The sequence below is a fragment of the Brachybacterium sp. AOP24-D1-21 genome (assembly GCF_052378665.1).
GTDB lineage: Bacteria > Actinomycetota > Actinomycetes > Actinomycetales > Dermabacteraceae > Brachybacterium.
Genome location: NZ_JBQSXX010000002.1, coordinates 882,876 through 908,433 on the forward strand (window position 1 = coordinate 882,876; position 25,558 = coordinate 908,433).

Annotated in this window: 24 protein-coding genes and 1 riboswitch; of the genes, 18 read left to right on the top strand and 6 right to left on the bottom strand. The window is 70.4% G+C overall.

Features of this window, described 5'->3' with window-relative positions:
* Positions 1-39 precede the first annotated feature (39 nt).
* The 7 genes from fmt to ACT3UF_RS18755 all read left to right on the top strand — a co-directional run bounded on the left by fmt (position 40) and on the right by ACT3UF_RS18755 (position 6,180).
* Positions 40-993, top strand: a complete 954-nt coding sequence (gene fmt, locus ACT3UF_RS18725; protein ID WP_441443016.1) for a methionyl-tRNA formyltransferase — start codon at positions 40-42, stop codon at positions 991-993.
* Positions 990-2,579, top strand: coding sequence for a transcription antitermination factor NusB (locus tag ACT3UF_RS18730; RefSeq protein ID WP_442331665.1), 1,590 nt, complete (start codon positions 990-992; stop codon positions 2,577-2,579). The genes fmt and ACT3UF_RS18730 overlap by 4 nt, the downstream gene beginning before the upstream one ends.
* A complete protein-coding gene (rpe, locus tag ACT3UF_RS18735) occupies positions 2,576-3,262 on the top strand; it encodes a ribulose-phosphate 3-epimerase (RefSeq protein ID WP_441443018.1) in 687 nt (228 codons plus the stop codon). Before ACT3UF_RS18730 ends, rpe begins: the two co-directional genes overlap by 4 nt.
* A gap of 169 nt (positions 3,263-3,431) precedes the next feature.
* Positions 3,432-3,549, top strand: a riboswitch (FMN riboswitch).
* Between the two features lie 92 nt (positions 3,550-3,641).
* Positions 3,642-4,349 carry a nicotinamide riboside transporter PnuC gene (gene pnuC / locus ACT3UF_RS18740; RefSeq protein ID WP_441443019.1) on the top strand — a complete coding sequence of 236 codons (708 nt, stop codon included), beginning with the start codon at positions 3,642-3,644 and terminating at the stop codon, positions 4,347-4,349.
* Between the two features lie 61 nt (positions 4,350-4,410).
* Positions 4,411-4,674 (top strand): phosphoribosyl-ATP diphosphatase, encoded by a 264-nt coding sequence (locus ACT3UF_RS18745; RefSeq protein ID WP_442331664.1) that lies wholly within the window; start codon positions 4,411-4,413, stop codon positions 4,672-4,674.
* Between the two features lie 176 nt (positions 4,675-4,850).
* Positions 4,851-5,708 (top strand): ATP phosphoribosyltransferase, encoded by an 858-nt coding sequence (hisG, locus tag ACT3UF_RS18750; RefSeq protein WP_441443021.1) that lies wholly within the window; start codon positions 4,851-4,853, stop codon positions 5,706-5,708.
* Positions 5,709-5,715: 7 nt separating this feature from the next.
* The gene (locus ACT3UF_RS18755) at positions 5,716-6,180 is read left to right on the top strand and encodes a PH domain-containing protein (RefSeq protein ID WP_441443022.1); all 465 of its coding nucleotides are present in this window, start codon (positions 5,716-5,718) and stop codon (positions 6,178-6,180) included.
* Positions 6,181-6,283: 103 nt separating this feature from the next.
* Here the strand turns inward: ACT3UF_RS18755 and ACT3UF_RS18760 are convergent, their stop codons facing one another.
* Positions 6,284-7,399 (bottom strand): DUF3866 family protein, encoded by a 1,116-nt coding sequence (locus tag ACT3UF_RS18760; RefSeq protein ID WP_441443023.1) that lies wholly within the window; start codon positions 7,397-7,399, stop codon positions 6,284-6,286.
* 67 nt (positions 7,400-7,466) lie between these two features.
* On the opposite strand from ACT3UF_RS18760, the gene ACT3UF_RS18765 reads away from it, so the two are divergent.
* The 9 genes from ACT3UF_RS18765 (at position 7,467) to ACT3UF_RS18805 (ending at position 18,818) form a co-directional block, all read left to right on the top strand.
* Positions 7,467-9,458 (top strand): WYL domain-containing protein, encoded by a 1,992-nt coding sequence (locus ACT3UF_RS18765; protein ID WP_441443024.1) that lies wholly within the window; start codon positions 7,467-7,469, stop codon positions 9,456-9,458.
* Between the two features lie 132 nt (positions 9,459-9,590).
* Complete coding sequence (tatA, locus tag ACT3UF_RS18770; protein ID WP_441443025.1) at positions 9,591-9,917, top strand: Sec-independent protein translocase subunit TatA; 327 nt, start codon at positions 9,591-9,593, stop codon at positions 9,915-9,917.
* A gap of 161 nt (positions 9,918-10,078) precedes the next feature.
* Positions 10,079-10,912 (top strand): twin-arginine translocase subunit TatC, encoded by an 834-nt coding sequence (gene tatC, locus ACT3UF_RS18775; RefSeq protein ID WP_441443026.1) that lies wholly within the window; start codon positions 10,079-10,081, stop codon positions 10,910-10,912.
* Complete coding sequence (locus ACT3UF_RS18780) at positions 10,909-11,874, top strand: diacylglycerol/lipid kinase family protein (protein ID WP_441443027.1); 966 nt, start codon at positions 10,909-10,911, stop codon at positions 11,872-11,874. Before tatC ends, ACT3UF_RS18780 begins: the two co-directional genes overlap by 4 nt.
* Positions 11,871-14,888, top strand: coding sequence for a DEAD/DEAH box helicase (locus ACT3UF_RS18785; RefSeq protein WP_441443028.1), 3,018 nt, complete (start codon positions 11,871-11,873; stop codon positions 14,886-14,888). The genes ACT3UF_RS18780 and ACT3UF_RS18785 overlap by 4 nt, the downstream gene beginning before the upstream one ends.
* A 35-nt stretch (positions 14,889-14,923) precedes the next feature.
* The gene (locus ACT3UF_RS18790; protein ID WP_441443029.1) at positions 14,924-15,700 is read left to right on the top strand and encodes a hypothetical protein; all 777 of its coding nucleotides are present in this window, start codon (positions 14,924-14,926) and stop codon (positions 15,698-15,700) included.
* Positions 15,697-17,418, top strand: coding sequence for an apolipoprotein N-acyltransferase (lnt, locus tag ACT3UF_RS18795; protein WP_441443030.1), 1,722 nt, complete (start codon positions 15,697-15,699; stop codon positions 17,416-17,418). Before ACT3UF_RS18790 ends, lnt begins: the two co-directional genes overlap by 4 nt.
* Positions 17,419-17,420: 2 nt before the next feature.
* On the top strand, positions 17,421-18,176 hold the full coding sequence (locus ACT3UF_RS18800) for a polyprenol monophosphomannose synthase (RefSeq protein WP_441443031.1): 756 nt from the start codon (positions 17,421-17,423) through the stop codon (positions 18,174-18,176).
* A 36-nt stretch (positions 18,177-18,212) separates the two neighbouring features.
* Positions 18,213-18,818 (top strand): FxsA family protein, encoded by a 606-nt coding sequence (locus ACT3UF_RS18805; RefSeq protein ID WP_441443032.1) that lies wholly within the window; start codon positions 18,213-18,215, stop codon positions 18,816-18,818.
* A gap of 449 nt (positions 18,819-19,267) precedes the next feature.
* Here ACT3UF_RS18805 and ACT3UF_RS18810 read toward each other — a convergent pair whose 3' ends face one another.
* The 5 genes from ACT3UF_RS18810 to ACT3UF_RS18830 form a co-directional block, all read right to left on the bottom strand.
* Entirely contained in the window at positions 19,268-19,618 is a 351-nt protein-coding gene (locus ACT3UF_RS18810) for an RNA polymerase-binding protein RbpA (RefSeq protein WP_299305221.1), read from the bottom strand.
* A 156-nt stretch (positions 19,619-19,774) separates the two neighbouring features.
* Complete coding sequence (locus tag ACT3UF_RS18815) at positions 19,775-20,599, bottom strand: glycerophosphodiester phosphodiesterase family protein (protein WP_441443033.1); 825 nt, start codon at positions 20,597-20,599, stop codon at positions 19,775-19,777.
* Positions 20,571-21,563: an SURF1 family cytochrome oxidase biogenesis protein gene (locus ACT3UF_RS18820; protein ID WP_441443034.1), complete on the bottom strand. Its 993-nt coding sequence runs from the start codon at positions 21,561-21,563 to the stop codon at positions 20,571-20,573. The genes ACT3UF_RS18815 and ACT3UF_RS18820 overlap by 29 nt, the downstream gene beginning before the upstream one ends.
* Positions 21,560-22,078 carry a hypothetical protein gene (locus tag ACT3UF_RS18825; RefSeq protein WP_441443035.1) on the bottom strand — a complete coding sequence of 173 codons (519 nt, stop codon included), beginning with the start codon at positions 22,076-22,078 and terminating at the stop codon, positions 21,560-21,562. Before ACT3UF_RS18825 ends, ACT3UF_RS18820 begins: the two co-directional genes overlap by 4 nt.
* Positions 22,075-24,054 (bottom strand): hypothetical protein, encoded by a 1,980-nt coding sequence (locus ACT3UF_RS18830; RefSeq protein ID WP_441443036.1) that lies wholly within the window; start codon positions 24,052-24,054, stop codon positions 22,075-22,077. The genes ACT3UF_RS18825 and ACT3UF_RS18830 overlap by 4 nt, the downstream gene beginning before the upstream one ends.
* 170 nt (positions 24,055-24,224) lie before the next feature.
* Here ACT3UF_RS18830 and ACT3UF_RS18835 point away from each other — a divergent pair, with 170 nt between their 5' ends.
* The gene (locus ACT3UF_RS18835; RefSeq protein WP_441443037.1) at positions 24,225-24,950 is read left to right on the top strand and encodes a beta-ketoacyl-ACP reductase; all 726 of its coding nucleotides are present in this window, start codon (positions 24,225-24,227) and stop codon (positions 24,948-24,950) included.
* 45 nt (positions 24,951-24,995) lie between these two features.
* On the top strand, positions 24,996-25,523 hold the full coding sequence (locus ACT3UF_RS18840; protein WP_441443038.1) for a SixA phosphatase family protein: 528 nt from the start codon (positions 24,996-24,998) through the stop codon (positions 25,521-25,523).
* Positions 25,524-25,558: the final 35 nt, after the last annotated feature.

The window sequence follows — 25,558 nt, forward strand, 5'->3', positions numbered from 1 at the left end:
CGACAGCCATCAGCGGTGCCACCGTAGACTCGACCCATCATGCGACTGCTCTTCGCCGGCACCCCAGAGGCCGCACTTCCTTCCCTGCGCACCCTGCTCGACTCGCACCATGAGGTCGTCGGGGTGCTCACCCGACCCGACGCACCCTCCGGTCGCGGCCGCAGGCTCACCCCCTCACCGGTGAAGACCCTCGCCCTCGAGGCGGGCGTCCCAGTGCTCGAGCCGACCACGCTGCGCGACGAGACGGTCCAGCAGCAGATCCGCGAGCTCGCCCCTGACGCCGCGCCCGTGGTCGCCTACGGGAACCTGGTCCCGCAGGCCGCTCTCGACATCCCCCGCCACGGGTGGGTGAACCTCCACTTCTCATTGTTGCCGTCCTGGCGCGGCGCGGCGCCCGCCCAGCGCGCGGTGCTCTCCGGCCGGCAGGAGACCGGCATGAGCGTGTTCCGCCTCGAGAAGGGACTGGACACGGGGGATCTGATCGCCACGGCACCCACCCTGATCGGTGAGTTCGAGACCTCCGGCGAGCTGCTGGAGCGGATGGCGATCGACGGCGCCCCCGTGCTGCTGAGCGCACTGGACGCGCTCGAGGCCGGCACCGCGGTGCTCACACCCCAGGACCATGCACTGGCCACCCACGCCGCGAAGCTCACCACCGCCGAAGCCGAGATCGACTGGACGGTCCCCGCCGAACGAGTCGAGGCCCACATCCGGGGGATGAGCCCGCAGCCCGGCGCATGGACGTTGCTGGACGGCGCCCGCACGAAGATCCTGGGCGTCGAACGCGCCCCGGAGCACCCTCCGCTGCCACCCGGACAGATCGCGGCCACCAAGCGCCAGATGCTTGTGGGCACCGGCACCGGGGTGATCGCCCTGGCGACCCTCGCCCCGGCCGGCAAGCGGCCGATGCGGGCCGCGGACTGGGCCCGCGGTGCGGGCCTCGCCCCCGATGCCCGATTCACCAGCCAGTCGCAGGACGGAGTCACCGCATGAACCAGGACCGACGCAGCAATCAGGACCGCGGCCGACGCGACGAGAACCCGCAGCGAGACCAGCGCGACCAGCACGGCCGTTCCCGCTCCGGCTCGCGCGGGCAGGGAGGCCCCCGCCGCGGCTATTCCGAGTCACGGCCGGCCGAGCGGGCACGCCGCTCCACCCCCTCCCGCCAGGTCGCCTTCGAAGGGCTGCGGATGGTGCGCGAGGAGGACTCCTACGCGAACCTGGTGCTGCCCCGGCTGCTGCGCAGCCACCACGTCTCCGGCCGCGACGCCGCCTTCACCACCGAGCTGTTCTACGGCTCCCTGCGCGCACAGGGACGGCTCGACGCGGTCATCACCGCCTGCGTGGATCGCCCACTGGCCAAGATCGACCCGCCGCTGCTGGACGTCATCCGGCTCGGCGCCTACCAGCTGCTGGACATGAGCGTCGCCCCACACGCGGCGACCTCCGAGACCGTGGCCCTGGCCCGTTCCGTGGTCGGCGCCGGTGCGGCGAGCTTCGCCAACGCCGTGCTGCGCCGCGTCGGGGAGAAGGACCTCCCGCAGTGGCTGCTCGAGGTCGCCCCCGACCGCGAGCAGGATCCCACCGGGCACCTCGCCGTGGTGCACTCCCACCCGCGCTGGGTGGTCCGCGCCCTGAGCGACGCCCTGGCCGGCCACGGCCGTTCCCGCGACGAGATCGATGAACTGCTGGCCGCCCAGAACGCGGCACCGTCGGTCTCGCTGGTGATGCGACCGGGCCTCACCGACCTCGACGAGCTGATCGACCACGGCGCGAGCCAGGGCCGGCTGAGCATCTTCGCGGCCTCCTGGCCCTCCGGCGACCCCGGCGGCATGGACCCGGTCAAGGAGGGCCGCGTCGCCGTGCAGGACGAGGGCAGCCAGCTCGCGGCCCTCGCCCTCGCACTCGGCGCCGACGACCTGGTCCTCGCCGAGGACCACCACTGGCTGGACCTCTGCGCAGGCCCCGGCGGCAAGGCCGCGCTGCTGGGCGGACTGACCGTCGGCCACGACGCGGACCTGCTGGCGGTCGAGCTCCAGGAGCATCGCACCGAGCTCGTCAACCGGGCCGTGGCCACCTTGCAGGAGGCCGGCTGCGAGATCACCACCCGCACCGCCGACGGCACCACCATCGGCAGCGAGCTGCCCGGCCGCTTCTCCCGCGTCCTCGCCGACGTCCCCTGCTCCGGGCTCGGTGCCCTGCGGCGCCGCCCCGAAGCCCGCTGGCGCCGCACCCCCGCCGACATCGGCCAGCTGGGCGGGATCCAGCGCGGGCTGCTCACCTCGGCCCTGGACGCCGCCGCGCCCGGGGGAGTGGTGGCCTATGTGACCTGCTCCCCGCACCTGGCCGAGACCCGCCTGATCGTCGCCGACGTGCTCAAGCGGCGCGACGACATCGAGCAGCTCGACGCGCGCGACGCGGTGCGCGCCGGGATGCTCCCCGCAGTCCGGCAGGACGTCGAGCTGGGCGAGGGCCCCGCGGTCCAGCTGTGGCCCCACGTCCACGGCACCGATGCGATGTACATCCACCTGCTGCGCAAGCAGCCCGCCCCCACCGAGGAAGGACTCCCGACGGCATGATCACCCCGTACTCGACCGACGGCCACTACATCCACCCCAGCATCCTCAACGCCGACTTCATGAGCATCGGCAGCGAGCTCGACAAGATCTCCAGCGCCGACAGCGTCCACGTCGATGTGATGGACAACCATTTCGTGCCGAACCTGACCTTCGGTCCCTCGATGGTCGAGCAGATCGTCGAGCGCAGCACGATCCCGGTCGATGCGCACCTGATGATCGCCGACGCCGACACCGAGGCTCCCGCCTATGCGGAGGCCGGTGCCGCGTCCGTCACCTTCCACCTGGAGGCCGCCCGGGCCCCGGTCAAGCTCGCCCGTGACCTGCGCAGGAAGAACGTGCAGGTCGGCGTCGGCCTTCGACCTGCTTCCGCGGTCGAGCCGATCCTCGACATCATCGGCGAGTTCGACATGCTGCTGATCATGACCGTCGAGCCCGGCTTCGGCGGCCAGAGCTTCCTGGACACCATGCTCCCCAAGATCCGTCGGGCGCGCGCGGCGATCAGCGGGGCCAACCTCGAGGTGTCGATCCAGGTCGACGGCGGGGTCAGCCGGGAGACCATCGAGCGCTGCGCGGAGGCCGGGGCGAACGTCTTCGTGGCGGGGTCTGCGATCTATCGGGCCCAGGATGCGGCCGCTGAGATCTCTGCCCTGCGCGAACTTGCCCGGGGCCACGCCGCCCACTGACCTGCGGCTGCGCCGCCCCCTGACCTGCGCCACGCCGCCCACTGACCTGCGGCTGCGCCTCCTGCTGATCAGCGCGGTCGCCTCCACCGTGTCCCCCGCCCCGTCACCTGCGTTCATGCGCTCTCCGGTGGCGGGGCCGACGGTCTAGGATGATCTGGTCACGACCAGTGACGTGCTCCGGGGTCGGTGAAATTCCGAGCCGGCGGTGATAGTCCGCGACCCGCTTCGGCGGTGGAGCCGGTGAAATTCCGGCGCCGACAGTACAGCCTGGATGAGAGGCGCACGTCCTGCATGTCCCAGGGCGCCCTCGGCGCGCGCTGGCGCCATGCCGGAACCCTTTTCCCCCGGAGCCACTGCATCCGACGGCGAAAGGACCGACATGGATTTTCTGCAGTGGCTCTTCGACGCGCGAATCGATTTCGCGGGCGGACAGTTCCTACTCCTGCGAGAGGTGCTCGGCAACGTCTTCGGACTGCTCAGCGCCCTCGGCGGCATGCGACGGAAGGTATGGGCCTGGCCCATCGGCATCGTCGGCAATGTGCTGCTGCTGACGGTGTTCATGGGCTCGGTGTTCGGCAACCCGAACTCCGTGGACCTGCTGGGGCAGGCCGGACGCCAGGTGATGTTCATCGCCACCAGCATCTACGGCTGGCAGCGGTGGCGGCAGGCGAAGCACGACGGCGGCACCGCAGTGGAGCCCGAGTGGGCCTCCTGGGGGACTCGCGTCCTGCTGCTGGTCGCGCTAGTGGGCGGCACCGCAGCGCTGACCCCCCTGTTCCGGATGCTCGGCTCCTATGAGCCGGTCTGGGCTGACGCCTGGATCTTCATGGGCAGCCTGCTGGCGACCTTCGGGATGGCCAAGGGCTGGGTCGAGTTCTGGCTGATCTGGGTCGCGGTCGACATCGTCGGCGTCCCGCTGCTGCTCGATGCCGGGTACTACGCGAGCGCATTCATGTATCTCTTCTACGGAGCCTTCACCCTGACGGGGTTCTTCGTCTGGTGGGGTGTGCGCAGCCGCCGCCAGGTGGAGGAGACGCGGGTGACGGTGGAGACCGCCCATCTCGATCCCACGGTGCGCAAGGAGTGACTCGCCTTCCAGCAGGTGGTCCTCTGAACGGGCCACCTGCCGGAACGCGTATCCTGTCGGCGTGAAGGATTTCGAGGCACTGTTCGCCGAGCTGACTGAGAAGGCCCGTACCCGACCTGAGGGGTCGGGCACCGTCCGCGAACTCGATGGCGGGGTCCATCAGATCGGCAAGAAGATCGTCGAAGAGGCCGCCGAGGTGTGGATGGCCTGCGAGCACGAGACCGATGAGGACGCCGCCATGGAGATCAGCCAGCTGCTCTATCACGTGCAGGTGATGATGATCGCCAAGGGCATCTCGCTCGAAGACGTCTACCGACAGCTCTGACCCACCAGCTCCGACCCGCGCCGGTCTGCGGTCGAAGGTTCGCACCCGGTCCCGCGGTCTCCGGCTCTTCCGCCGTTGCCTCCGCATCCTCCGGGCTTGCAGCGTCTCGCCGCCTCCATCCTGTTCCTCTCCGTCCCACCCCCACTCGTGGCCGCCGCGGCGGCCGAGGAGGATCCGTGCTCCGCATCGCCGTCCCCAACAAGGGCGCCCTGTCCGATCCCGCCGCCGATCTGCTCCAGGAGGCCGGCTACCGGCGCCGCGGCACGGCCAAGGAGCTCGTCGTGGTCGACGAGGAGAACGGCGTCGAGCTGTTCCACCTGCGCCCGCGGGACATCGCGGTGTACGTGGGCTCCGGCACGGTGGACGTCGGCATCACCGGCCAGGACATGCTGCTGGACTCCCGCACCCCGGCCGATGAGATCCTGCCGCTGGGCTTCGCGCGGTCGACCTTCCGCTTCGCCGCGCCAGCGGGAACCCGCCGCGACGCCTCGGAGCTGCAGGGCGCCCGCATCGCCACCAGCTACGAGAACCTCGTCGAGGACTACCTCGCCGAGCGCGGCGTCACCGCCGAGGTGGTGCACCTCGACGGGGCCGTCGAATCCTCGATCCGGCTCGGGGTCGCGGATGTGATCGCCGATGTCGTCGAGACCGGCAGCACGCTCCGCCAGGCGGGCCTCGAGCCCTTCGGCGAGGCGATCATGACCAGCGAAGCGGTCCTCTTCTCCCGCCCCGGGCTCGAGCTCGACGAGGACGGCACCCACTCCCTCGAGGTCCTCGCGCGACGCATCCGCGGGGTGCTGGTGGCGCGCGAGTACGTGATGCTCGACTACGACATCCCCACGGCCCTGCTCGAGCGCGCCGTCGAGATCACCCCCGGCCTGCAGTCTCCGACGGTCTCCCCGCTGCACGGCGGGGAGTGGTCCGCGGTGCGCGCGATGGTGGACACCCGCTCCGCCCACCGCATGATGGATGACCTCTACGACGCCGGGGCCCGCGCGATCCTGGTCACCGCGATCCAGGCCTGCCGCATCTGAGACGCCGATGAGCACCCCCGCAGCGGATCAGCAGCCGGGGGAGAGCCGTGCCTCGATCGTGCTGCGTCCCCGGGCGGTACGGGTGGCCGCCTACCTCAGCGCCACCATCGTGATGGCGGGGATGATCGGCGGCGCGGTGATGATCACCAGCTTCCAATGGGGTGGACGGCTCGGACTGGTCGCCGTCGGCGTGCTGGTCTTCATCTTCTGCCATCTCGAGGCCTCGGTGACGGTCACCGCCCGCCCCGAGGTGCTGGTCGTGCGCAACCTGATGAGCACCCGCACCCTGGAGTGGGCCGAGGTGATCGGGATCAGCTTCCCGATGGGCGACCCCTGGGCGCACCTGGACCTGGCCGACGGCTCGACCCTCGCCCTGCACGCGATACAGCGCTACGACGGCGATCGGGCGATCGCCGCTGCGCATCTGCTGCTGGGGCTGGTGCAGGAACGGGGCGAAGCGGTCGGCGACTGAGCTCGATCGTCGTCACGAGGCTCTCGGGGCCTGAGATCGGTCCTCGCAACGAGGCTCTCAGGGCCTGAGCTCGGTCGTCGGGCTGGGGGCTCAGGGACCGGCGTCAGGCCCGCGGCGCGAGGGACGCGGCGCAGCGTCCCGCGAGCGCCGCGTACTGGAACGCCCAGGGATCCTCCGCCAGAGTGCGACCCATCGTGGTCATCCGCACCGGCATGTCCTCCAGCGCATCCCGCAGGCCCTTGGCATCGACCTCGGTGAGCTGGTGCCGCACTCCGCGCTTCTCCGCCGGCTTGAGGATCGTGGTTTTCACCTGTTTCCGTACAGACTCATGAAATGCGTTGTACCGGCTGTCGTTGCGGGGGAGCACGGGCAGGTGGACAGGGGCGAGCAGCGCACGGCCATAGGTGGTCGAAGAATGATGGGACAGGCCCCGATGTCGCTTGCGCTCATCGGCACCGGAGACCCGCAGCGTCGCGACGGGGCGGCCGCCGAGCACCGAGGCGGCATGGACCGCCTCGGCCGCCTGCACTCCGGAGAATCCCCAGCCGGTTCCGGTGCCCAGATTGCCGGGCCCCTGGATCACGATCGCGACGTCGGCGCCGACCACGTGCTTCGCCCCGAGCAGCGCCGAGTGCACGGTCACTGCTTCGAGGTCGCCGCCGAAGGACTGCCCGGCGCTGATCACCGAGGCCAACAGATCCGCTTCCCGCAGCCGGGCCGCGATGCGGGAGTAGGCCGCCGGCAGCGCGGCGGCGTCGGTGTGCACGTAGGCGATCTTCGCGGTGCGCCGCTCGGCCCGGATGCCCGCAATGATGGCGGGCAGCGAGGAGTGGAGATCCGCGACCACCACCGGCATCCCGTCGATGCTCTTCGCGGCGCGGACCGTCTCGTAGTGCTCCCCGTCGGGATCGTCGAGCGCGTCGACCATGGTCTGCATCGGGGTGTACCTGGCCTTGACCATGTGGCCGCTGGTCTCCGTCGCCTCGGGAAGCACATCGAGGCGGGCCACCACCATGGCGTCCCCGCCGGTGCCCAGCTCGCGGCGCAGGGCATTGGTGTTCAGCAGCACCCGTTCGCCCAGCTGGGGCTGACCGGTCAGCTCTCGGAAGGCGATCGCGGTGATCGTCCCCGCATCGTCATCGAGCTCGATCTCGAACCGATCCACACCGTGCCAGGAGCTCAGTGCGTCCTTCACGGTTCCCCGTTCCCATCGCAGCATGAGCACAGCCTAGAGCCGCGGCGCGGAAGCGGCCCATTCGGCCGGTCCGGACGGATAGTCTGACCGGGTGGCTTCGAAGAATGTGGAGAGACTCCTCAACGTCATCATGACGATCGGCTCACGGCGACGGATCGATCGCGCCAAGCTCTTCTCCGTCATCCCCGATTACGCGAATGCGGTCTCCGACCAGGCCGCGGAGCGGATGTTCGAGCGCGACAAGGCCGCCATCCTCGAGCTCGGCCTGCCCCTGGCGACCGAGCGCGATGTGCTCGACGAGAACACGGTGTACTACCGGATCGAGACGGCACGCTCCGGAGCGGTGCTGGATCTCACCACGGAGGAGTACACGGTGCTGCTCGCGGCGAGCCGTGCCTGGGATGCGGCAGCAGCCGGCGGAGCGGCCCGCCGGGTCCGCTCCAAGCTGCTGAGCCTCGGGCATGACGCCGACCCCGATCTGCTGCGACGCACCCCGCGCGGTGCGGTCGAGTCGCTGCCCGTGCTCTCGCCGCTGCTGGACTCGGTCGTGGGCGGCAGGTCCGTCCGCTTCACCTATCGCGCCACCCACGGAGCCCCGGCGGAGCGCCGGGTCGAGCCCTGGGTCGTCGGGGTGCACGAGGGCCACTGGTACATCTACGGCTGGGACCTGGATCGTTCTGCGCCACGCCTCTTCCGTGCCTCGCGCATCGAATCCTTCCCGGCTGACCTCGCTGCGGCTCAGCAGCCCCGGCCCGAGGACACGGATCTCTCCGGAGTCCTCGGGCGCATGCTCGACAGTGACGACCGGGATTCCGCGGTGCTGCGCGCAGCACCGTACAAGGCACTGTCGCTGCGCGACCGGGCGGGGGCGCCGCTCGAGGCTGAGCGCCTCACGCTGCCGAGCCTCCCGCGTCCCGCCGCTCGTCGCCTGCTGCTGGGCGATATCCGCTGGGTCGAGCTGCTCGAGCCGCAGCCCTGGCGGGAGGAGCTCGCCCAGGTGCTGAGCTCGATCGCGGACCTGCATGCGCAGGAGCCGCAGCTCTCGGAGCTCCAGGAGGCGACCGGCCGCCCGACGCCCAGGATCCGGCTCACCCCGCAGAGCGGCGACCACCTCTCACGGCTGATCTCCGCCGCGTCCTATGTGCTCAGCCGTGGCGAGGCTGATCTGGCGGAGCTGGCCGAAGCCCTCGACATCACTGAGAAGCAGCTGGTGACAGATCTGCAGGTGCTGTTCGTCTGCGGCGATATGGGTGACGGCTGGGAGGACCTGATCGAGGCGGAGTGGGAGCACGGAACGGTGCGGGTGCGCAACGCCGAGCCGCTCCGTCGTGCCCTGAGCCTCAGCGCAGTGGAGATCACCGCGCTGCTAGCAGGGCTGGCAGCTCTCGAGCCCGTCGCAGGCCAGGCCGAGCAGACAGTGGCCGCGGCACGAGCGAAGCTGCTGGCCGGTGTGACCGGCAGCCCCGACGACTCCGCGCAGGTGCCCACTCGATCCGACCTGGCCGACGCGATCACCGCCGACGAGATGGCCGCCCGCACCGCGGACCGCGCGGAGACGGTCCTCGCCGCTGTGCATGGCGCGCTGCGCGCGCAGCCCGGCGCGGAGGACGGACAGCTCGTGATCCGCTATTCCTCCTCCGACCGGCCCGGCACCAGCGTGCGCAGGATCCGGCCGCTGCGCATCGAGAGCGATGGCGTGCGCTCCTACCTGCTCGCCGACTGCGAGCTCGCCGGGGCCCAGCGCCGGTTCCGCCTGGACCGCGTGGTCGAGATCCTGCCCGCCGGCACCGCCATTAGCCGCGCCGACGCGGGGGAGCAGCAGGCCCTGGCCGGGCGCGTCGAGGGGGAGGTCTGGCTCCGGCTCGAACCTGCCGGGCATTGGATCGCCGAGTCGTTCGGGGCCGCCGAGATGCGGGACGGCGGGGACGGCGAGGCCTTCGCCCGGCTGGACTCGCCGCTGCTGGCGCCGCTGGTGGATGCGGTGCTGGAATCCGCCGGTGCGGCCGAGGTGCTCTCGCCGTGTGATCTCAGAGACACGATCGTGACCGTTGCAAGAGATGGCGCGGTACGTCACACCTCGTAGGAGCCGTTACGCTGGGACGACCCGCCGTGCGGTGGGCCGAGTCGCCACCGTGGCGACCCGTCCGGCGCCCAGTCCGCTGTGGGATGATAGGTGCGCCCGCGCCGTCTCGTGGCGCTGTTGAAAGGGACTTCCATGAACTTCTTCCGCAACCCCTGGGCGATCGTCCTGCTGATCGTGCTGGTGATCCTTCTGTTCGGGGCCAACAAGCTCCCGGGTCTCGCCCGCAACATGGGCAAGTCGATGCGCATCTTCAAGAGTGAGGTCGAGGAGCTCCGCGGCGAGGAGAAGCCCGCCGACGAGGACGAGGAGGACGATCGTCCGGCCCGCTCCACGCGCCCGCGTGAGGACCGCGACAGCCGTTCCCACGACGACCGCGAGTACAACCCTCGCGATGACGCGGACCGCGGCCGCGAGCCGATCCGCGCCCACGACGACGACGATTCCTACCGTCGCGACTGAGCATCTCGGCGCAGAGCGCGCCGTCGACAGCGGGCCCGGGTGGGAGACCGTCCGGACCCGGAGCGCTGGGAGGAAGCAGATCCGTGGCGAGTGATACGCAGGGACGCGAGCAGACCGAATCGGAGCCCGCGAATAAGTCACGCAGGGACCCCGAAGGACGGATGTCGCTCGGCGAGCATCTCGTCGAGCTGCGCAACAGGCTGATGATCAGCGCGATCACCGTCCTGCTGCTCTCCATCGTGGGCTGGTTCCTGTTCCCGTGGGTCTTCGACGCCGTCAAGGCGCCGATCGAGGCAGCCAGCGAGGACTCCGAGCTCCAGTCGCTGATCAACTTCCAGGGCGTGGGCCAGGGCCTGAACGTCAAGCTGCAGATGGCCGCGTACATCGGCCTGATCCTGTCCTCACCGATGATCATCGCCCAGATCTGGCTGTTCGTGATGCCGGGCCTGCACAAGAACGAGCGCAAGTACGCCATCGGCTTCTTCGGCAGCGCGATCCCGCTGTTCTTCGTCGGCTGCGTGGCCGGTTACTGGGCCGTCAGCCAGCTGGTGCCGGTGCTGATGAGCTTCACGCCCACCGAGGGCTCGGTCTCGCAGATCATCCCCTACGACCAGTACCTCGCGCTGCTGATCAAGACCATGCTCGCCTTCGGCATCGCCTTCGTGATGCCGGTGGTGATGGTCCTGCTGAACTTCATGGGGCTGGTCAGCGGCAAGGCGATGCTCAAGGCGTGGCGCTGGATCATCTTCCTGAGCTTCGCCTTCACCGCCGTCATGGTCCCCACCCCGGAGCCGATCACGCTGATCGCGATGTCCGCAGCGATCGCCAGCCTCTTCTTCGGTGCGATCGTCATCTCGCTGATCCACGATCGGCGCAAGGCGCGCAGGTCCGGTGACGAGGACCTCGACGATGACCAGGCCAGCAGCATCGACGACGAGGTGGAGAAGATCGACGGCCCGTCCCGCCTGGACGACGCCGACGGGGACGGGCGGTGAGCAGGCTCCGTGTGGGTCTGCTCGCGAATCCCACCGCTGCACAGGGAGCCGCTCACCGGGTCGGCCGCCAGGTCGGCCATCTGCTGCGGCTGGCCGGGATCTCCGTGGTGGACCTCTCCGCCACCTCCGCCCACCTCGCCCGGGCCCGCGCCGAGGAGATCCGCGACTCCCTGACCGCATTGGTGGTCGTCGGCGGTGACGGCACCGTCTCGCTCGGCGCCGAGATCGTGGCCGGCTCCCCGGTGCGGCTCGGGATCGTCCCTGCCGGCAGCGGCAATGACTTCGCGCGCGCCCTCGGGCTGACGATCAACGATCCGGAGGAGTCCACCCGGGCCCTCCTCCACGCCCTGTCGCGCCCGGTGGTGACGATCGACGCGATCGAGATCATCGCCGCCGGCGAGCATGCGCTGCCGCATCGCTCGCTCGCCCTGGGCAACGTGAACCTGGGCTTCGATGCCCTGGTCAACGCACGTGCCAACAGCTCTCGGGCCCGCCACACGGTCCGCTATACGACGGCCCTGATGCGCGAGCTGCCCGCCTTCACCCCCCTGCCCTACTGGCTCGAGATCGACGGGGGCGAGCGGATCGAGCTGGACGCCACGATCCTGACCCTGTGCAGCTCCGGGATCTTCGGCGGCGGGATGAAGATCGTCCCCGAGTCGCGGATCGATGACGGCATGCTCGAGCTGGTCACCGTCGCCGGGCTGGGCCGCAGCCAGCTGCTGCGCTTCTTCCCGCGCGTCTACCGGGGCACGCACACCACCCTGGACGCGGTGAAGATCCAGCCCGTGCGCGAGGTGACCGTCGGCCTGCGCCACGGCCGGGCACTGCGCGCCTACGCGGATGGCGAGCCCCGCTCGCTGCTGCCGCTGACAGCACGGGTGCTGCCCGGAGCGGTGCGGCTGCTCGCCGAGCTGCCCGCCGCGGCGGAGACCGCCGACGGCAGCGAGGGAGCCCAGTGACCTCTCCCTCCGAGCGCTACGCCCAGTGGAAGCAGGAGCAGCAGCAGGAGCAGTCCTCCCGCGAGCTCACCGCCTTCACCGCCCGCTACCCCTTCGATCTCGACGAGTTCCAGCTGGCGGGCGGGCGGGCGCTCGAGGGCGGCAGCTCGGTCCTGGTCGCCGCCCCCACCGGCGCCGGCAAGACCGTGGTGGGGGAGTTCGCGGTGCATCTCGCACTGGCCCGGGGCCACAAGGTCTTCTACACCGCGCCGATCAAGGCGCTGTCCAATCAGAAGTTCGGCGAGCTGGTGGACTGGCTGGGCGCCGAACGTGTGGGTCTGCTGACCGGCGACACCTCGATCCGCCCCGATGCCGAGGTGGTCGTGATGACCACCGAGGTGCTGCGCAACATGCTGTACGCGGACTCCGACCTCCTGCAGGGACTGGGGTTCGTGGTGATGGACGAGGTGCACTATCTCGCCGATCGCCTGCGCGGGCCGGTGTGGGAAGAGGTCATCATCCACCTCGACCGCTCGGTGCAGCTGGTCTCGCTCTCGGCGACGGTCTCCAATGCGGAAGAGTTCGGTGCCTGGCTGCAGGAGGTCCGCGGGAGCACCGAGATCATCGTCTCCGAGACTCGCCCGGTGCCGCTGTGGCAGCACGTGATCGTGGGCGATGAACTCCTGGACCTCTTCGTCGATGCCGACGGGGAAGCTGTGGTGTCACAGGGTCCGGGCGCCCGCAGCGACCGTCAGGTGAACCCCGAGATCGAACGCATCACCTCGTTCTCCCTTCCCGTCGACGAGCGGACCGGCGGCGCGCGCGGCAAGGACTACCGGGGGAGGAAGGGCACCGGCGGGCGCCACCGGCCCCGCGGCTCCGGACAGCACCGCCCTCCCCACAAGCGCAGGGGGCGTGGCCCCGGCGCCTACGACGGCAGCGGCTACGGCGGCAACCGGAGCGGTGACAGCAGGAGCAGCGACAGTAGGAGCCACGGCGGTCAGGCCCCCGGACTGCCGCAGCGCACGATGCGGCGTCCCGAGGTCGTAGCCCTGCTGGACCAGGCAGAATTGCTGCCCGCGATCGTGTTCATCTTCTCCCGCGCCGGGTGCGAGGGCGCCGTGCAGCAGTGTGCACGGGCGCGCCTGCACCTCACCGATGACCGGGAGCGACGTGAGATCCGCGCAGTGCTCGACGAGCAGCTTGCCGGGATCGGCGCCGAGGACGAGGAGGTCCTCGGCATCGCCTCCTTCCGCCGCGCGGTGCTCGACGGCTTTGCCGCCCACCACGCCGGGATGCTGCCGCTGCTGAAGACGGTGGTCGAGCAGCTCTTCGCCCGGGGGCTGATCAAGGTCGTCTTCGCCACCGAGACCCTCGCGCTGGGCATCAACATGCCAGCCCGGTCGGTGGTGCTCGAGAAGCTCGTGAAGTTCAACGGTGTCGAGCACGCGGACCTCACACCGGGAGAGTTCACTCAGCTCACGGGACGCGCAGGCCGCCGCGGTATCGACACCGAGGGCCATGCTGTGGTCGTCGCGGGGCCCCGGTTCGATGCCCCCGCCGTGGCCTCCCTCGCCTCGAAGCGCACCTACCCGCTGCGCTCGGCGTTCCGACCCACCCCGAACATGGCCGTGAACCTCCTGGACCGTTTCGATCTGGCACGTGCCCGGGAGACCCTCGAGACCAGCTTCGCGCAGTTCCAGGCAGACCGTTCCGTGGTGGGGCTCGCCCGCCGCGCCCGGGAGCTCGAGGACACGGTGACGTCCTACCAGGAGGCGGTGACCTGCGACCGCGGCGATCTCCTCGAGTACGCGCAGCTCCAGGAAGCCGTCTCCGAGCGCGAGAAGACCCTCGCCCAGGCTCGCGCTGCTGCGGACCGGGACCGGACCCGCTCGGTCCTCGGTGACCTCCGCCGTGGTGAGGTGATCGCGCTTCCCGGCGGGAAGCGCCGGGGGTACGCGGTGGTGCTGGACGTGGACCGCGCGGTACTCGGCGGCCCACAGGTGGACCTGCTGGACACCGAGGGCCGACGTCGCAGCCTGCGCCCGGGCGATGTCCCCTCCCCGCCCGCCGTGATCGACAGCCTCCGCCTCCCGCGGCAGGATGCCCTGGGCAGTGGGAAGGTGCGCAAGGACACCGCGGCCGCGCTGCGCCAGCGACTGGCCGGACAGGACGACGCCGATCGCCGCGAGGTGCGGCGCCGCACCGGCCGCACCCCCTCGACCGTCGCCACCGATGAGCAGCTGCTCGGCCTGCGCGAACAGCTGAGCGCGCATCCGTGCGGCGAGTGTCCGGACCTGGAGTCGCATCTGCGCTGGGTGGGCCGCTGGCGGAAGAGCCGCGCGGAGCTCGAGGGAGTGCAGCGCAGGATCCGGGGGCGCACCAGTTCCCTGGCCCGTCAGTTCGACCTGCTCACCGGCCTGCTCATCGAGCTCGGCTATCTCGAACGGGTCAGCACCTCGTCCGCCGTCGGCATCCCCGACGCGGTGACGGATGCTGGCTCCGCGGAGCTGCGACCGACCCCCACCCCGGAACTGCGACCGACGGCGAGCGGCCTGCGGCTGCGACGGCTGTTCAGCGACCGGGACCTGTTGATCGCCGAGTGCCTGGAGCACGGCGCCTGGTCGGGACTCTCCGCCGCCGGGCTGGCCGCGGTGGTCTCCGCCGCGGTGCATGAGTCTCGCCGCGACGATCGTGCCCCGGAGCTGATCCCCGAGCCCGCCGTGGGTGCCGCGCTCGAGGCCTCCGCCCGGGTCGCCGCGCGCCTGCAGGCCGCTGAGAGCCGATATGGCATCACGCCCACCAGTGCCCCCGATCCCGCGATCTCTGCGATCGTGCACCGCTGGGCGCAGGGTCTGCACCTGGCCGCAGCGCTCGAGGGCAACGATCTGCCGCCCGGGGACTTCGTGCGGCACTGCCGCCAGGTGATCGACCTGCTCGATCAGCTCACTGCGGACCCCGAGCTCGGACACATCGCACGCGAGTCGATCAGGGCCGTGCGACGAGGTCTGGTGGCCCAGGAGATCGACCGATGAGCTTTTTCCCAGGCGGACGGGAGAAGCTTGGCCCCGTGAGCGAGAACGACCGTCATCAGACCCCCGCGACCGGGCAGGCCGCCGCCCCGATGCTCTACACCGGGATCGTGCTGTACAGCGCCGGCGATCCGGAGGCCTCCGCGATGCTGGTCGCGGACGGGCTCATCGCGTGGACCGGCCCGGAGGACACCGCGCGCGTGCTCCACGGCGATGTTCAGCAGGTCGATGCGACCGGCTGCCTGATCACTCCGGGCTTCGTGGACGCCGCCGCGACCGCCGACGGCTCTGCCCCTGATCCTGCGGATGATGCCGCAGCGGCCGCGCTCGGCATCGTGCTGCGGCTGCCCGGCCCCACCGGGATCCGAGAGGGAGTGCGCATCGTCGCCCCGGTCAGCGAGAGCGCCGACTATCTCGACCTGCTCGCTGAGGGCACCCCGCTCGCCTTCGCCTCCGCGGGCGAGCCGGCGGCGGCCGATCCCTGGGACTGGGTGCGCGGCGCCGCCCGTACCAGCCCCGCCGAGCAGCGCATCAGCGACCGCGCGGCCTTCCTCGCCGCCTCCCGTGGCGGGCAGCGGGTGGCCGGGAACCGCCACCCCGGGTCCCTGCAGACGGGGATCCCGGCGACCTTCGTGGTGTGGGAGCCGTGGGACCTCACTGTCCGCTCCCATGCCCAGCGGGTGGACAGCTGGTCCACCGACCCGCGCTCCCGCACCCCGCTCCTGCCCGACCTGGACCAGGGGACCCCGCGCGCCCTGCGCACGGTGGTGGACGGACACATCCTCCACGACCGGCTCGGTCAGGACGGCGGATGACGGCGACCACACGGTCGAGACCGTCGCGCGAGCGCAGCCGTAAGTCTCGTGACGAGTTCACACCCACACCCTGGCCGGTTGCTGTGCTGTGCGGCGGCTTCGGCGGCTTCTGCGCACTGCTGGCCTTTCCTCCCTACGGCATGTGGATGCTGCTGCCGGTGGCGATCGCCCTGCTCGGGGCGGGCCTGCTCGTCCGCTCCTCACGGCTCGCGATGTTCGTCTCACTGGTCTGGGGGCTCGCGTTCTTCGTCCCGCTGACGCATTGGGCGAGTACCTACGCCGGTACGATGCCCTGGATCGCACTGGGCGTGTTCGAGGCCCTCTACATCGTGCTCTTCGGCCTGGTCGCTCGGACCGTGATGGTGCGTCGAGGCCTGTGCATCTCCAGCGCACTGATCGTCGCGGCGCTCTGGGTGGGAGTCGAGACGCTGCGCAGCACCGCCCCCTGGGGTGGCCTGTCCTGGGGTGCCAGTGCCTTCGCACTGGCCGAGTCCCCGCTGCTGAACCTCGGTCCCTGGATCGGGATGGCCGGGCTCTCGCTGGTGACCGCCCTGCTGGGACAGCTGCTGCTGTTCGGCGTGCTCGCGCTGCTGGGCAGGCGCCGCCGCGGGCTGATCGGCTTCTCCGGCGTATGGCCCTGCGCGATCGCGGTGTCCCTCGTGCTGGTGACCGTGGTGGTCCCCTATCCGCACAACCGCGCACCGGTGGACCGGCCGTCCATGACGATCGCCGCCATCCAGGGCTCGATGGGCGAGATCGATCCGATCTCCTTCACCATGCCCGATGACGTCTTCGAGAACCACCTCGCCGTGACCCGGGAGATCATCGAGCAGACGGCGGCCGACGGCACCCAGCTGGGCCTGATCGTCTGGCCCGAGGATTCCACCGGCTGGGATCCGCGGCAGGATCCGGTGCTCGCGGACCAGCTGACCTCCGCGGCCGAGGACGCCGGTGCCCCGATCCTGATCGGCACCCAGACGCGGGTGGGCGAGACCGAGAGGCTGAACCAGTCGGTGCTGTTCACCCCCGAGGCGACCACGCCCTACCAGTACTCCAAGCGTCATCCGGTGCCGTTCGGCGAGTTCATCCCGATGCGCGGGCTGTTCCGCCAGCTCACCGACAAGGTCGACCTGGTCTCCCTGGACATGATCCCGGGGCAGGACGTCGGAGTGATGGATCTGGGCGCCCTCGATCAGGGAGAGGGGAAAGTGGGGATCCTGATCTGCTTCGAGATCGCCTACGACTCCCTCGTCCATGATGTGGTCGATGGAGGCGCCGAGGTCATCGTCGTGCAGTCCAACAACGCGCTGTTCGGAGACTCCCATGAGGCGATCCAGCAGCTCGCCCAGGCGAAGGTGATGGCGGTGATGTCCGGCCGCAGCGTCGTCCACATCTCCACCGTGGGAGATTCTGCGATCTTCAGCCCGGAAGGTCGCCAGATCGACCTGGTCGGTCATTGGGACCGAGGCTCGCTGCTGGCCGACGTTCCCCTCCGCACCGGCATCACCCCGGCGGTCGCGGCAGGTCCGTGGATCGCAGTCGTGATCTCCGCCCTGGGACTGGTGGGGCTGTTGTCCGCGCTGACCACCGACCGTCGCGCCCTCGCCCGCTCCGCGACCGCCAGCACCGGCTCTACCCGCAGTGCCTCTGCCCGCGGCGGCTCTGCCCGCAGCGGTTCTGCCGGTACCGCACCATCCCGCACCCGCCGAGGACAGTGACCATGCATCCCTCCAATGCCCCGCTGCCGCCGACCCTCATCGTCATCCCCACCTACGATGAGCGAGAGGCGCTGCCGGGCACTCTGGCCCGTCTGCGCGCCGCTGTGCCCGAGGCGGATGTCCTCGTGGTCGACGACTCCTCCCCGGATGGCACCGGTGCGTGGGCTGAGCAGATGGCAGCCCAGGATCCGGCGGTGCACGTGCTGCACCGGGCCGGCAAGCAGGGTCTGGGACCCGCCTATCTCGCCGGCTTCGCCTGGGGGATCAAACGCGGCTACCAGCAGCTGGGGGAGATGGACGCCGATGCCTCGCACCGACCCGAGCAGCTGCCCGGGCTGCTTGAGGCGGTGCGACGCGGCGCCGACCTCGCGATCGGCTCCCGCTGGATCCCCGGCGGGGCGGTGCATGACTGGCCGCTGCGCCGCCAGGTGCTCTCCCGGGGCGCGAACGTCTACGTGCGGGCCCTGATGGGACTCGGTGTCTCGGACGCGACCGCCGGCTTCCGGGTGTTCCGCGCTGAACTGCTCGAGCGAGTGATCGCCGAGGACGTCGCCTCCCAGGGCTACTGCTTCCAGGTGGACATGACCCGACGTGCCCGCGACCTGGGGGCGGTGATCGCCGAGGTGCCGATCGACTTCGACGAGCGCACCGAGGGGGCCAGCAAGATGTCCTCGGGAATCGTGCGGGAAGCGCTCGTGAAGGTCACTGTCTGGGGACTGTCACGTCGTGCCCAGGCGGTTCGCAAGGCCCTGAGTTAGGCTGAACTGGTTCGCCACCGCAGGAAGGGAGCCTTCATGGCCGCACAGCAGCGCAGCACTTCGGGGGCGTCCGCACGCGCTTCAGCCGCCGACGGCGCGCAGAACCCGCGCTCCGGCTCGACCTCACGCTCCGGCTCGACTTCGCGCTGGGGGGTCCTGATCCCGCTGGGGGTCGTCCTGCTGGGGCTCGTGGAGCTCACCATCCTGGTCCTGATCGGGATCAACACCAGCCTCTGGTGGTCCGTGCTCGCGATCGCCGTGGGCTGGGTCGTCGGCATCGCGTTGCTGGTCGCCGCCGGTCAGCAGTCCTTCGTGCGCCTGCGCTCTCTAGTTCGCGCTGTGCGCGGTCGCGGAGACGTGCAGGAGCATCTTTCCCGCCCGGCGTTCACGCTGCTCTCCGCGCTGTTCTTCTTCTTCCCAGGAATCCTCACCGATCTGATCGGGTTGGTCCTGCTGCTCACCCCGGTGCAGCGCCGCTCGGTCAAGGCGATGGGGCTGAGCAGCGGCTCCGAGGGGGCGCGCAAGGTGCTCTACCGCCGCTCCGGCACCGGCGTCATCGACGGCGAGATCATCCTCGACAGCCGCTCGTCGGGCCCGTCACGCGGTGACGGCAGCACGCCGCCCATCATCACCCAAGACTGAGCCTCCCCACCGCTCCGTGCCACTCCAGGGCCAGGACATCCAGGGCCAGAGCGCTCGATGTCTCGTGCGCGAGCCCGCTCGCGTCACCCATCCCCTCTGAACTGTCGCTCTCGGGCCGCCCATCCGGTCTGGGTGGTCGCTCTCGCATCGCCCGTCCTCTCTGAGCTGTCGCTCTCGCGTCGCCCATCCCCTCTGAACTGTCGCCTGGGGGCTTCGTGGGCGACAGTTCAGAGGGGATGGAGCCGCACCTTCAGAGGGGATGGAGCTACAACTTCAGAGGGGTGGAGCCACACACCACCCATCGTGCGCTGGCTCTCGGAGACCATGACGAGCTCGGGGACCACGACGCGCTCGGGGGACACGACGAGCGCGGGGGACATGACGAGGGGGCACCCACCGCATGGTGGATGCCCCCTCGTCGCTCTGCTCAGGTGAGCAGTGCGGATGTCTCAGAGGTTGCGGCGCTGGTGAAGCTTCCCGGCGCGCAGCAGCGCGAGGCGCTGGTCGAGGAGGACCTGGAGGTCCTCTTCGCTGCGACGCTCGAGCAGCATGTCCCAGTGGGTGCGCACGGGCTTGCCCGGCTTCACCTCGGGACGCTCATGGTCACGGAGCAGCGCGGAGGCGCCGCAGCGGCACTCCCACACGGCGGGCACGTCGGCCTCGACCGAGAAGGGGAGGACGATGGTGTGGCCGTTGGGGCAGTCGTAGACGGACTCCTGGCGCGGTGCGGCGAGGACGCCCTCGTCGGTCTCCATGGAGAGGGAGCCCAGTCGGGTGCCTCGGAGGCTGCGGCTGTTCATGCGGTTCTCGCTTCCTGCCGGGGATGGCGGCCGGACGGTGTGCCGTCCGGAGAGGTCTGTGGTGTGGTGGCACTCGAAGGTGGTGTGGTGGCACTCGAAGGTGCCAACGCGCACGGAGCCGGATCTGTTCCCAGACCCGGGTGGGGTCCTCGCGTCTCAGATGCTGCTGGGACTATTCGAGAGCAGCTCGGAGAGCAGATCGACCCGATTGGTGATAATACCATCCACGCCCATGACCAGCATTTCCCGCATGGTCCTGGGGTCATCGATCGTCCACACGTGCACCTCGCACCCGGCGCGGTGGGCAGCAGCGACATTCGCCGTGGTGACCACCGGGATCCCCTGATAGGTGGGAGGGACCTGCAGCGCGCCGTAGGGAGCGAGGATCCGGCGGATGACGGGGGCGGGGGCCTCCACCGCACGGGCTGCGAGGAAGCTCCCGATCACGCCGCGGGCGGGGCTGCGCACCGGGGTTGTCCCGGTGGCTGCGTGGATCGTGGCGACGGCCTTGCGGACCACGTCGCCGTCGAAGCCCGCCACGCAGACCCGGTCGGCGCTGCGGGTGCGCGCAATTGCGGCGACCGCGGGCCCGATCGCCGCGGCGTCCTTGATGTCCACGTTGAGCGGGACGTCGCGGAAGGTGCCCAGCACATCCTCGAGCATCGCCAGCGGCTCGTCTCCGGCGAGCCGCACCGTACCGGCCTCATGGGCGCTGAGCTGATCGATCCGGCGCTCGTCACCGGCGACGCGGAGCAGGTCCTCATCATGGAAGGCCAGCGCCAGCCCGTCGCGGGTGGCGCGGGTGTCTGTCTCGAGCATGCCGGCACCGGCCGCCAGGGCGTCCTCGAAGGCACGCATCGTGTTCTCGGCCCCGTCGAGGGCGAGGCCGCGGTGGGCGATGCGTCGCGGCCTCGGGCCCGGCAGGAACCTGGACCTCGGGTCGCTGCTACGCTCAGGGCGTCTGCTGATCGATGAGGGCATCTTCTTCCTCCTCGTCCTGGCCCCGGCGCCGAGCGCGGACCGCACGGCGGGGACGGTGATCGGTGGGCTGTCGGGAGGGGCGCGGCGTGGCCGCAGATGCCGCTTCGCCTCGCCCCGTCTCGTCGTCATGGTCCAGGGTGGTCCGGGAAGCTGCGGGCGCGGCGTCGGAGTGCTCGGAGCCGACGGCGTCCCGCTCCTCCTCGTCCGCTGCGAGATCCTGGAAGAGCCGGCGCGTGCGGTAGATCAGAGCGGCCGGGAAGAACAGCGCGAAGACCCACCACTGGACGGCGTAGGACAGGTGCGGGCCCAGGGAGGTGTCGGGGTAGGGGAGCGCCGTCGGCCGTTCTGCTGCCGGATCTTCTGCGGCCAGCTCTCCATACGCCTGGGAGACGAGGCCCCCATCCTCCAGTCCCATCAGCCCGGCGGACTGCTCGGGGTTGACCGAATGGGTCTGGCCCGGGGGCGGCTCCCGGTCCAGTACGGGCTCGGCGGGCCGCAGGCGCACCGTGACGGTGAGCTCTCCTTCGGGTGCAGGAGCGAGCTGCGCCGGGTCGGAGGAATCCGCCTGCTGCGGCACCCAGCCCCGAACGACCAGCAGACTCGTGCCGTCGTCGGCCTGGAACGGAACCAGCTGCCAATACCCGACCTGGCCCGAGAGCTGGCGATTGCGCACATAGAGCACGCAGTCGCCTTCGGTGCAGTAGCTGCCGTGCAGGGTCACCGGGGTCCAGACGTCTGCGGTGCTCAGCGGCGACTGCGGATCAGGGAGCACCTGGTCCAGGGAGACCGGTGCGGATTCGTAGTTGGTGCGGACCACGGCCGCCTCGTCACGGCGGTTCTCGTAGCGTCCGTACTGCCACATGCCCAGCAGCACGCAGAGCGCCGCCAGGAGCAGCACAGCCACCAGCCCCAGCAGGGTCTCTCGGCTGAAGAGGATGCGTCGACGGGCGGTGCTGTCGGTCATTCGGCGACCGGTGCCGCGGCACCCGCCTCGGTCACCGGGGCGACGGCCTGCAGGTGCCCCGCGGCCTCCGCCATCATCCCGGGCAGGTCTTCGATCGCGAAGTCGACCAGCAGCACGAACATGACTGCGGTGAGCGCAGCGACCACGAATCCCAGAGCGGTGACCGAGATCGTCACCCCGAGCCGCAGCCGCGGCCGCTGCTTGCGGGGCTTCGCCGGAGGGAACCCATAGTCCTCGGACTGCAGGTGGTTCTCCGTCCACATCCCGGGGTTCAGCACGGCGACCGGGTACTGGTCCACCCGAGACCGCGGGCGGGCACCGCTGGCAGGGACATCCTCGGAGTCCTGCAACGGTGCCTCGCCCTGCCCTGAGGGCTGGTCCTTCAGCCAGAGCCTCCAACCCGCCGGCACCGGACCCCAGGAGTACTGGGGTCGGAAGTCCGCCGGCGGGATCCATCCGTCATGCGGAGGCTCCGGCCAGTGGGGCGGCGGGTTGAAGCGCTGGCGCTGGGTCACGCAGGGACGTCCCAGGAGTACTGGTCGGCACGGGAGTCGAAGACCAGCTTGTTGCCACCGGCACGCTTCACGTCGAAGAGGAGCGTGAGCGTGTATTCCTCTCCTGCCTGGTGTTCGTTCGGGCCGTCGGTCCCGGAGCCCTTGAGGCCGAAGCTCGCGGTGGCCGGCTCCACGGCGCCGCCGTAGGGGGTCTGGATATCGAACCGGAACGGGTTCATGGACAGCTCGCCCTCGGTCACCGTCATCTTGGCGGTGAGCACGACGTAGTCGCCCTGCTGCGCGTCTTCGACGGCACCTCCGTAGCTTCGCTCCAGCTCCGCGCCGGGGGTGTAGACCATGTGGACCGCCATGGTGCCCGTGCCATCGGGTCCCACGATGTTGATCGCCTCAGCCTCGGCGGCCGGGTCGATCGTGTTGAGATCGGTCGGGATCGGGATCTCGTCCTCGGTGGTCTCCTCCTCGGTCGGCTCTTCCTCGGTGGTCTCCTCGTCGGTGGGTTCGTCCGTCGTCGGATCCTCCTCCTGAGTGGTGGTAGAACCGCCACCACCGGCCTCCGTGCCGCCCGAGCGGCTGAACAGGAAGATGCCGCCGATGGCGATCAGCGCGAGCACGAGCACGATCGCGATCAGGCAGCCGATCCACCAGAAGCGCTGGATGATGCCCTTCTTCGGCGGTTCACCGGCGCCGGTCGACGCGGTCCAGCCGGACCCGGTGTCGATTCCGGGGGAGTTCTGGCCGTAGCCCGGTGCGGGATAGTCCGAGGCGGAGCCCTGTCCCGGGTAGTCCGGTGCGGAACCCTGGCCGTAGCCCGCGGCGGGCGAGGCCTGACCGTAGCCCTGGGCCGGCGAGGGCTGGCCATAGCCCTGGGCAGGTGATGCCTGGCCATAGGCGGGAGCGGAGGAGCCGTCGCCGTAGCCCTGAGCGGGCGAACCCTGGCCATAGCCCTGGTCCGCGGGCTGCTGGCCGTAGCCCTGGCTGGGGGATGCCTGCCCGTAGCCCTGACCGGAGGGATCCTGCTGGCCGGACGCGGCTGCCGCGCCAGCAGCCCCGCCGGCGGCTGCGGCACCGGCCGCCATGCCGTAGCCGGCGCCCTGAGAGCCCTCACCGGAGTGGTTGCTGTCATCGGCGGCGACGGGCTCTGCGGACTCGTACGGCGCGGACTCGTAGGGTGCCTGCTGTGCGAGGTCGGCCTCGAGATCGGGGCCCCCATATTCGGCAGTCTCAGCGGCGCCTTCCGCCTGCGTTGCGTGGGAACCGGCGGCATCGGGAGCGGCGCTGTCGCGCTGCCCGGAGTCCGCGACATGGGTGGCGTCATCATGGACGGCCGTTGCGGACGCATCTTGCGGCGCGGCGGCAAGGCCGGACTCCTCAGCGGTCCCAGCCGGCTCGGCTGCGACGGCGGGCTCCGGAGCGGCAACGGGCTCCGCGGCGGCGGCGGGCTCCGCAGCGTGGCGACCGACGGACTCCGCCGGGGCTGAGCTGCTCTGGTCGTCGGCCAGCGGCATGGAGCCGCCGCCAGCGGACTGGTCGACATCCTGCTCGGGCGCACCCTGCACGGGCGCATCCTGGGCGGCGGGAGCCTGCCCGTAGGGGTTCAGCGACCCGTACTGCCCGGCGGATGCCTGCTGATCGCCGGCTGCCTGTTCAACGTCGGGAGCCTGCTCAACGACGGGAGCCTGCTCGGCGGCAGGCGTCTGCTCGCCGGTGGAGGCCACCCGGGTGGCGTCGTCGGCGTCAGGTGCGGGAGCGGTCGGTCCCTGCTCACTGGTTGATGCGACGCGAGTGGCATCGTCGTCGTCGGCCGCACCAGCCTGTTCGGAGGTCGCCTGCGGGGCCGGGGCCTGCTCGGACGCGGTCCAGAAGTTCCAGCCGTCGGGAGCGGGGCCCCACGAGGGATCCGGCTGCCAGCCGGGAGGCGGGCTCCAGTTGGCATCGTCGATCGGCCAGTTCGGCGGAGGATTGAATCGATATGCCATCGGGCAGCACCTTCCGGGGCGATGTTCGTGGACGGGTACCCCCCATGGATCCCGACACTCTCTCGCCCCGTATCGTAGAGCACGAGCACATGCCGAGGCGTTTCCCTCACCGCATGACATCGTCCTTTATGAGGGCATCCGCCCCGCCCACCTCTCACCCAGGAGTCTGAATGTCCGACGCCACCACCGAGCCGCGCAGTGTCCTGATCACCGGAGGGAACCGGGGGATCGGTCGCGCGATCGCCGAGGAGTTCCTCCGTCGCGGGGACAAGGTTGCTGTGACCAGCAGATCTGGGCAGGGCGGGCCGGACGGCGCGCTGACCGTCGCCGCTGACGTCACCGACGGGGAGAGCCTGGATGCGGCCATCCAGACGGTCGAGCAGGCCCATGGCCCGATCGAGGTGCTGGTGGCCAACGCAGGGATCACCGACGATCAGCTGCTGCTGCGGATGGGCGACGAGTCGTTCGAATCCGTCATCGACACCAACCTCACCGGTGCCTTCCGCACCGTCAAGCGGGTCATCAAGTCGATGATGCGGAAGAAGAAGGGGCGCATCGTGCTGATCAGCTCGGTGGTGGGCCTCTACGGCTCGCCGGGCCAGGTGAACTACGCCGCGTCGAAGTCGGGGCTGATCGGGATCGCTCGCGCGCTCACCCGTGAGCTCGGCTCCCGCGGGATCACCGCGAACGTGGTCGCGCCCGGCTACATCGACACCGAGATGACGCAGGCGCTCTCCGAGGATCTCCAGGCCTCCTACCGCAAGGCGATCCCGGCGGGCCGTTTCGCGGATCCGTCGGAAGTGGCGAAGGCGGTCACGTTCCTAGCGAGTGACGATGCGGCGTACATCTCGGGGGCCGTGATCCCCGTCGACGGCGGCCTCGGCATGGGACACTGAGCCCGAACCTGCACCACCGATCCCGTAAGGCGTGAACGCATCTCCATGTCATCTTCCGACCCCGACAGTCGTCTGCTGCTCCTGATGCGTCATGGCAAGGCGGAGAGCGGATCCGGCCAGCCGGATCACGCTCGCGCCCTGGCCGAGAAGGGGGAGGCTCAGGCCCGCCTCGTCGGGGAGTACCTTGCCGCGCAGAGCGTGCAGGTCTCCCGGGTGCTGGTCTCCGATTCGCTGCGGACCACCCAGACCTGGGAGGCGGCGGCCTCGATGATGCCCGGCTTCGACGGCAAGGTCTCCTTCCACGAGGAGATCTACACCGGTGGGGCTGCCGAGCTCCTCGCACTGGTGCACGGCATCGGAGACCAGCACCCGGTCACGCTGGTCATCGGCCATGAGCCGACGATCTCTACCCTCAGCGCGCTGCTGGCCGACGATGATTCCGATCCCGGCGCAGTCGCCCAGGCCCGCATCGGCATGCCGACCGGCGGGCTGGCCGTGCTCTCCGGCGTGGCGAGCAGCTGGGACGAGCTGCAGGAGGAGTCGTTGACCCTGCACACGATCGTCCGTCCCTGACCGGAAGAGCCCTGACGCACGGCTCTCCGTCGACC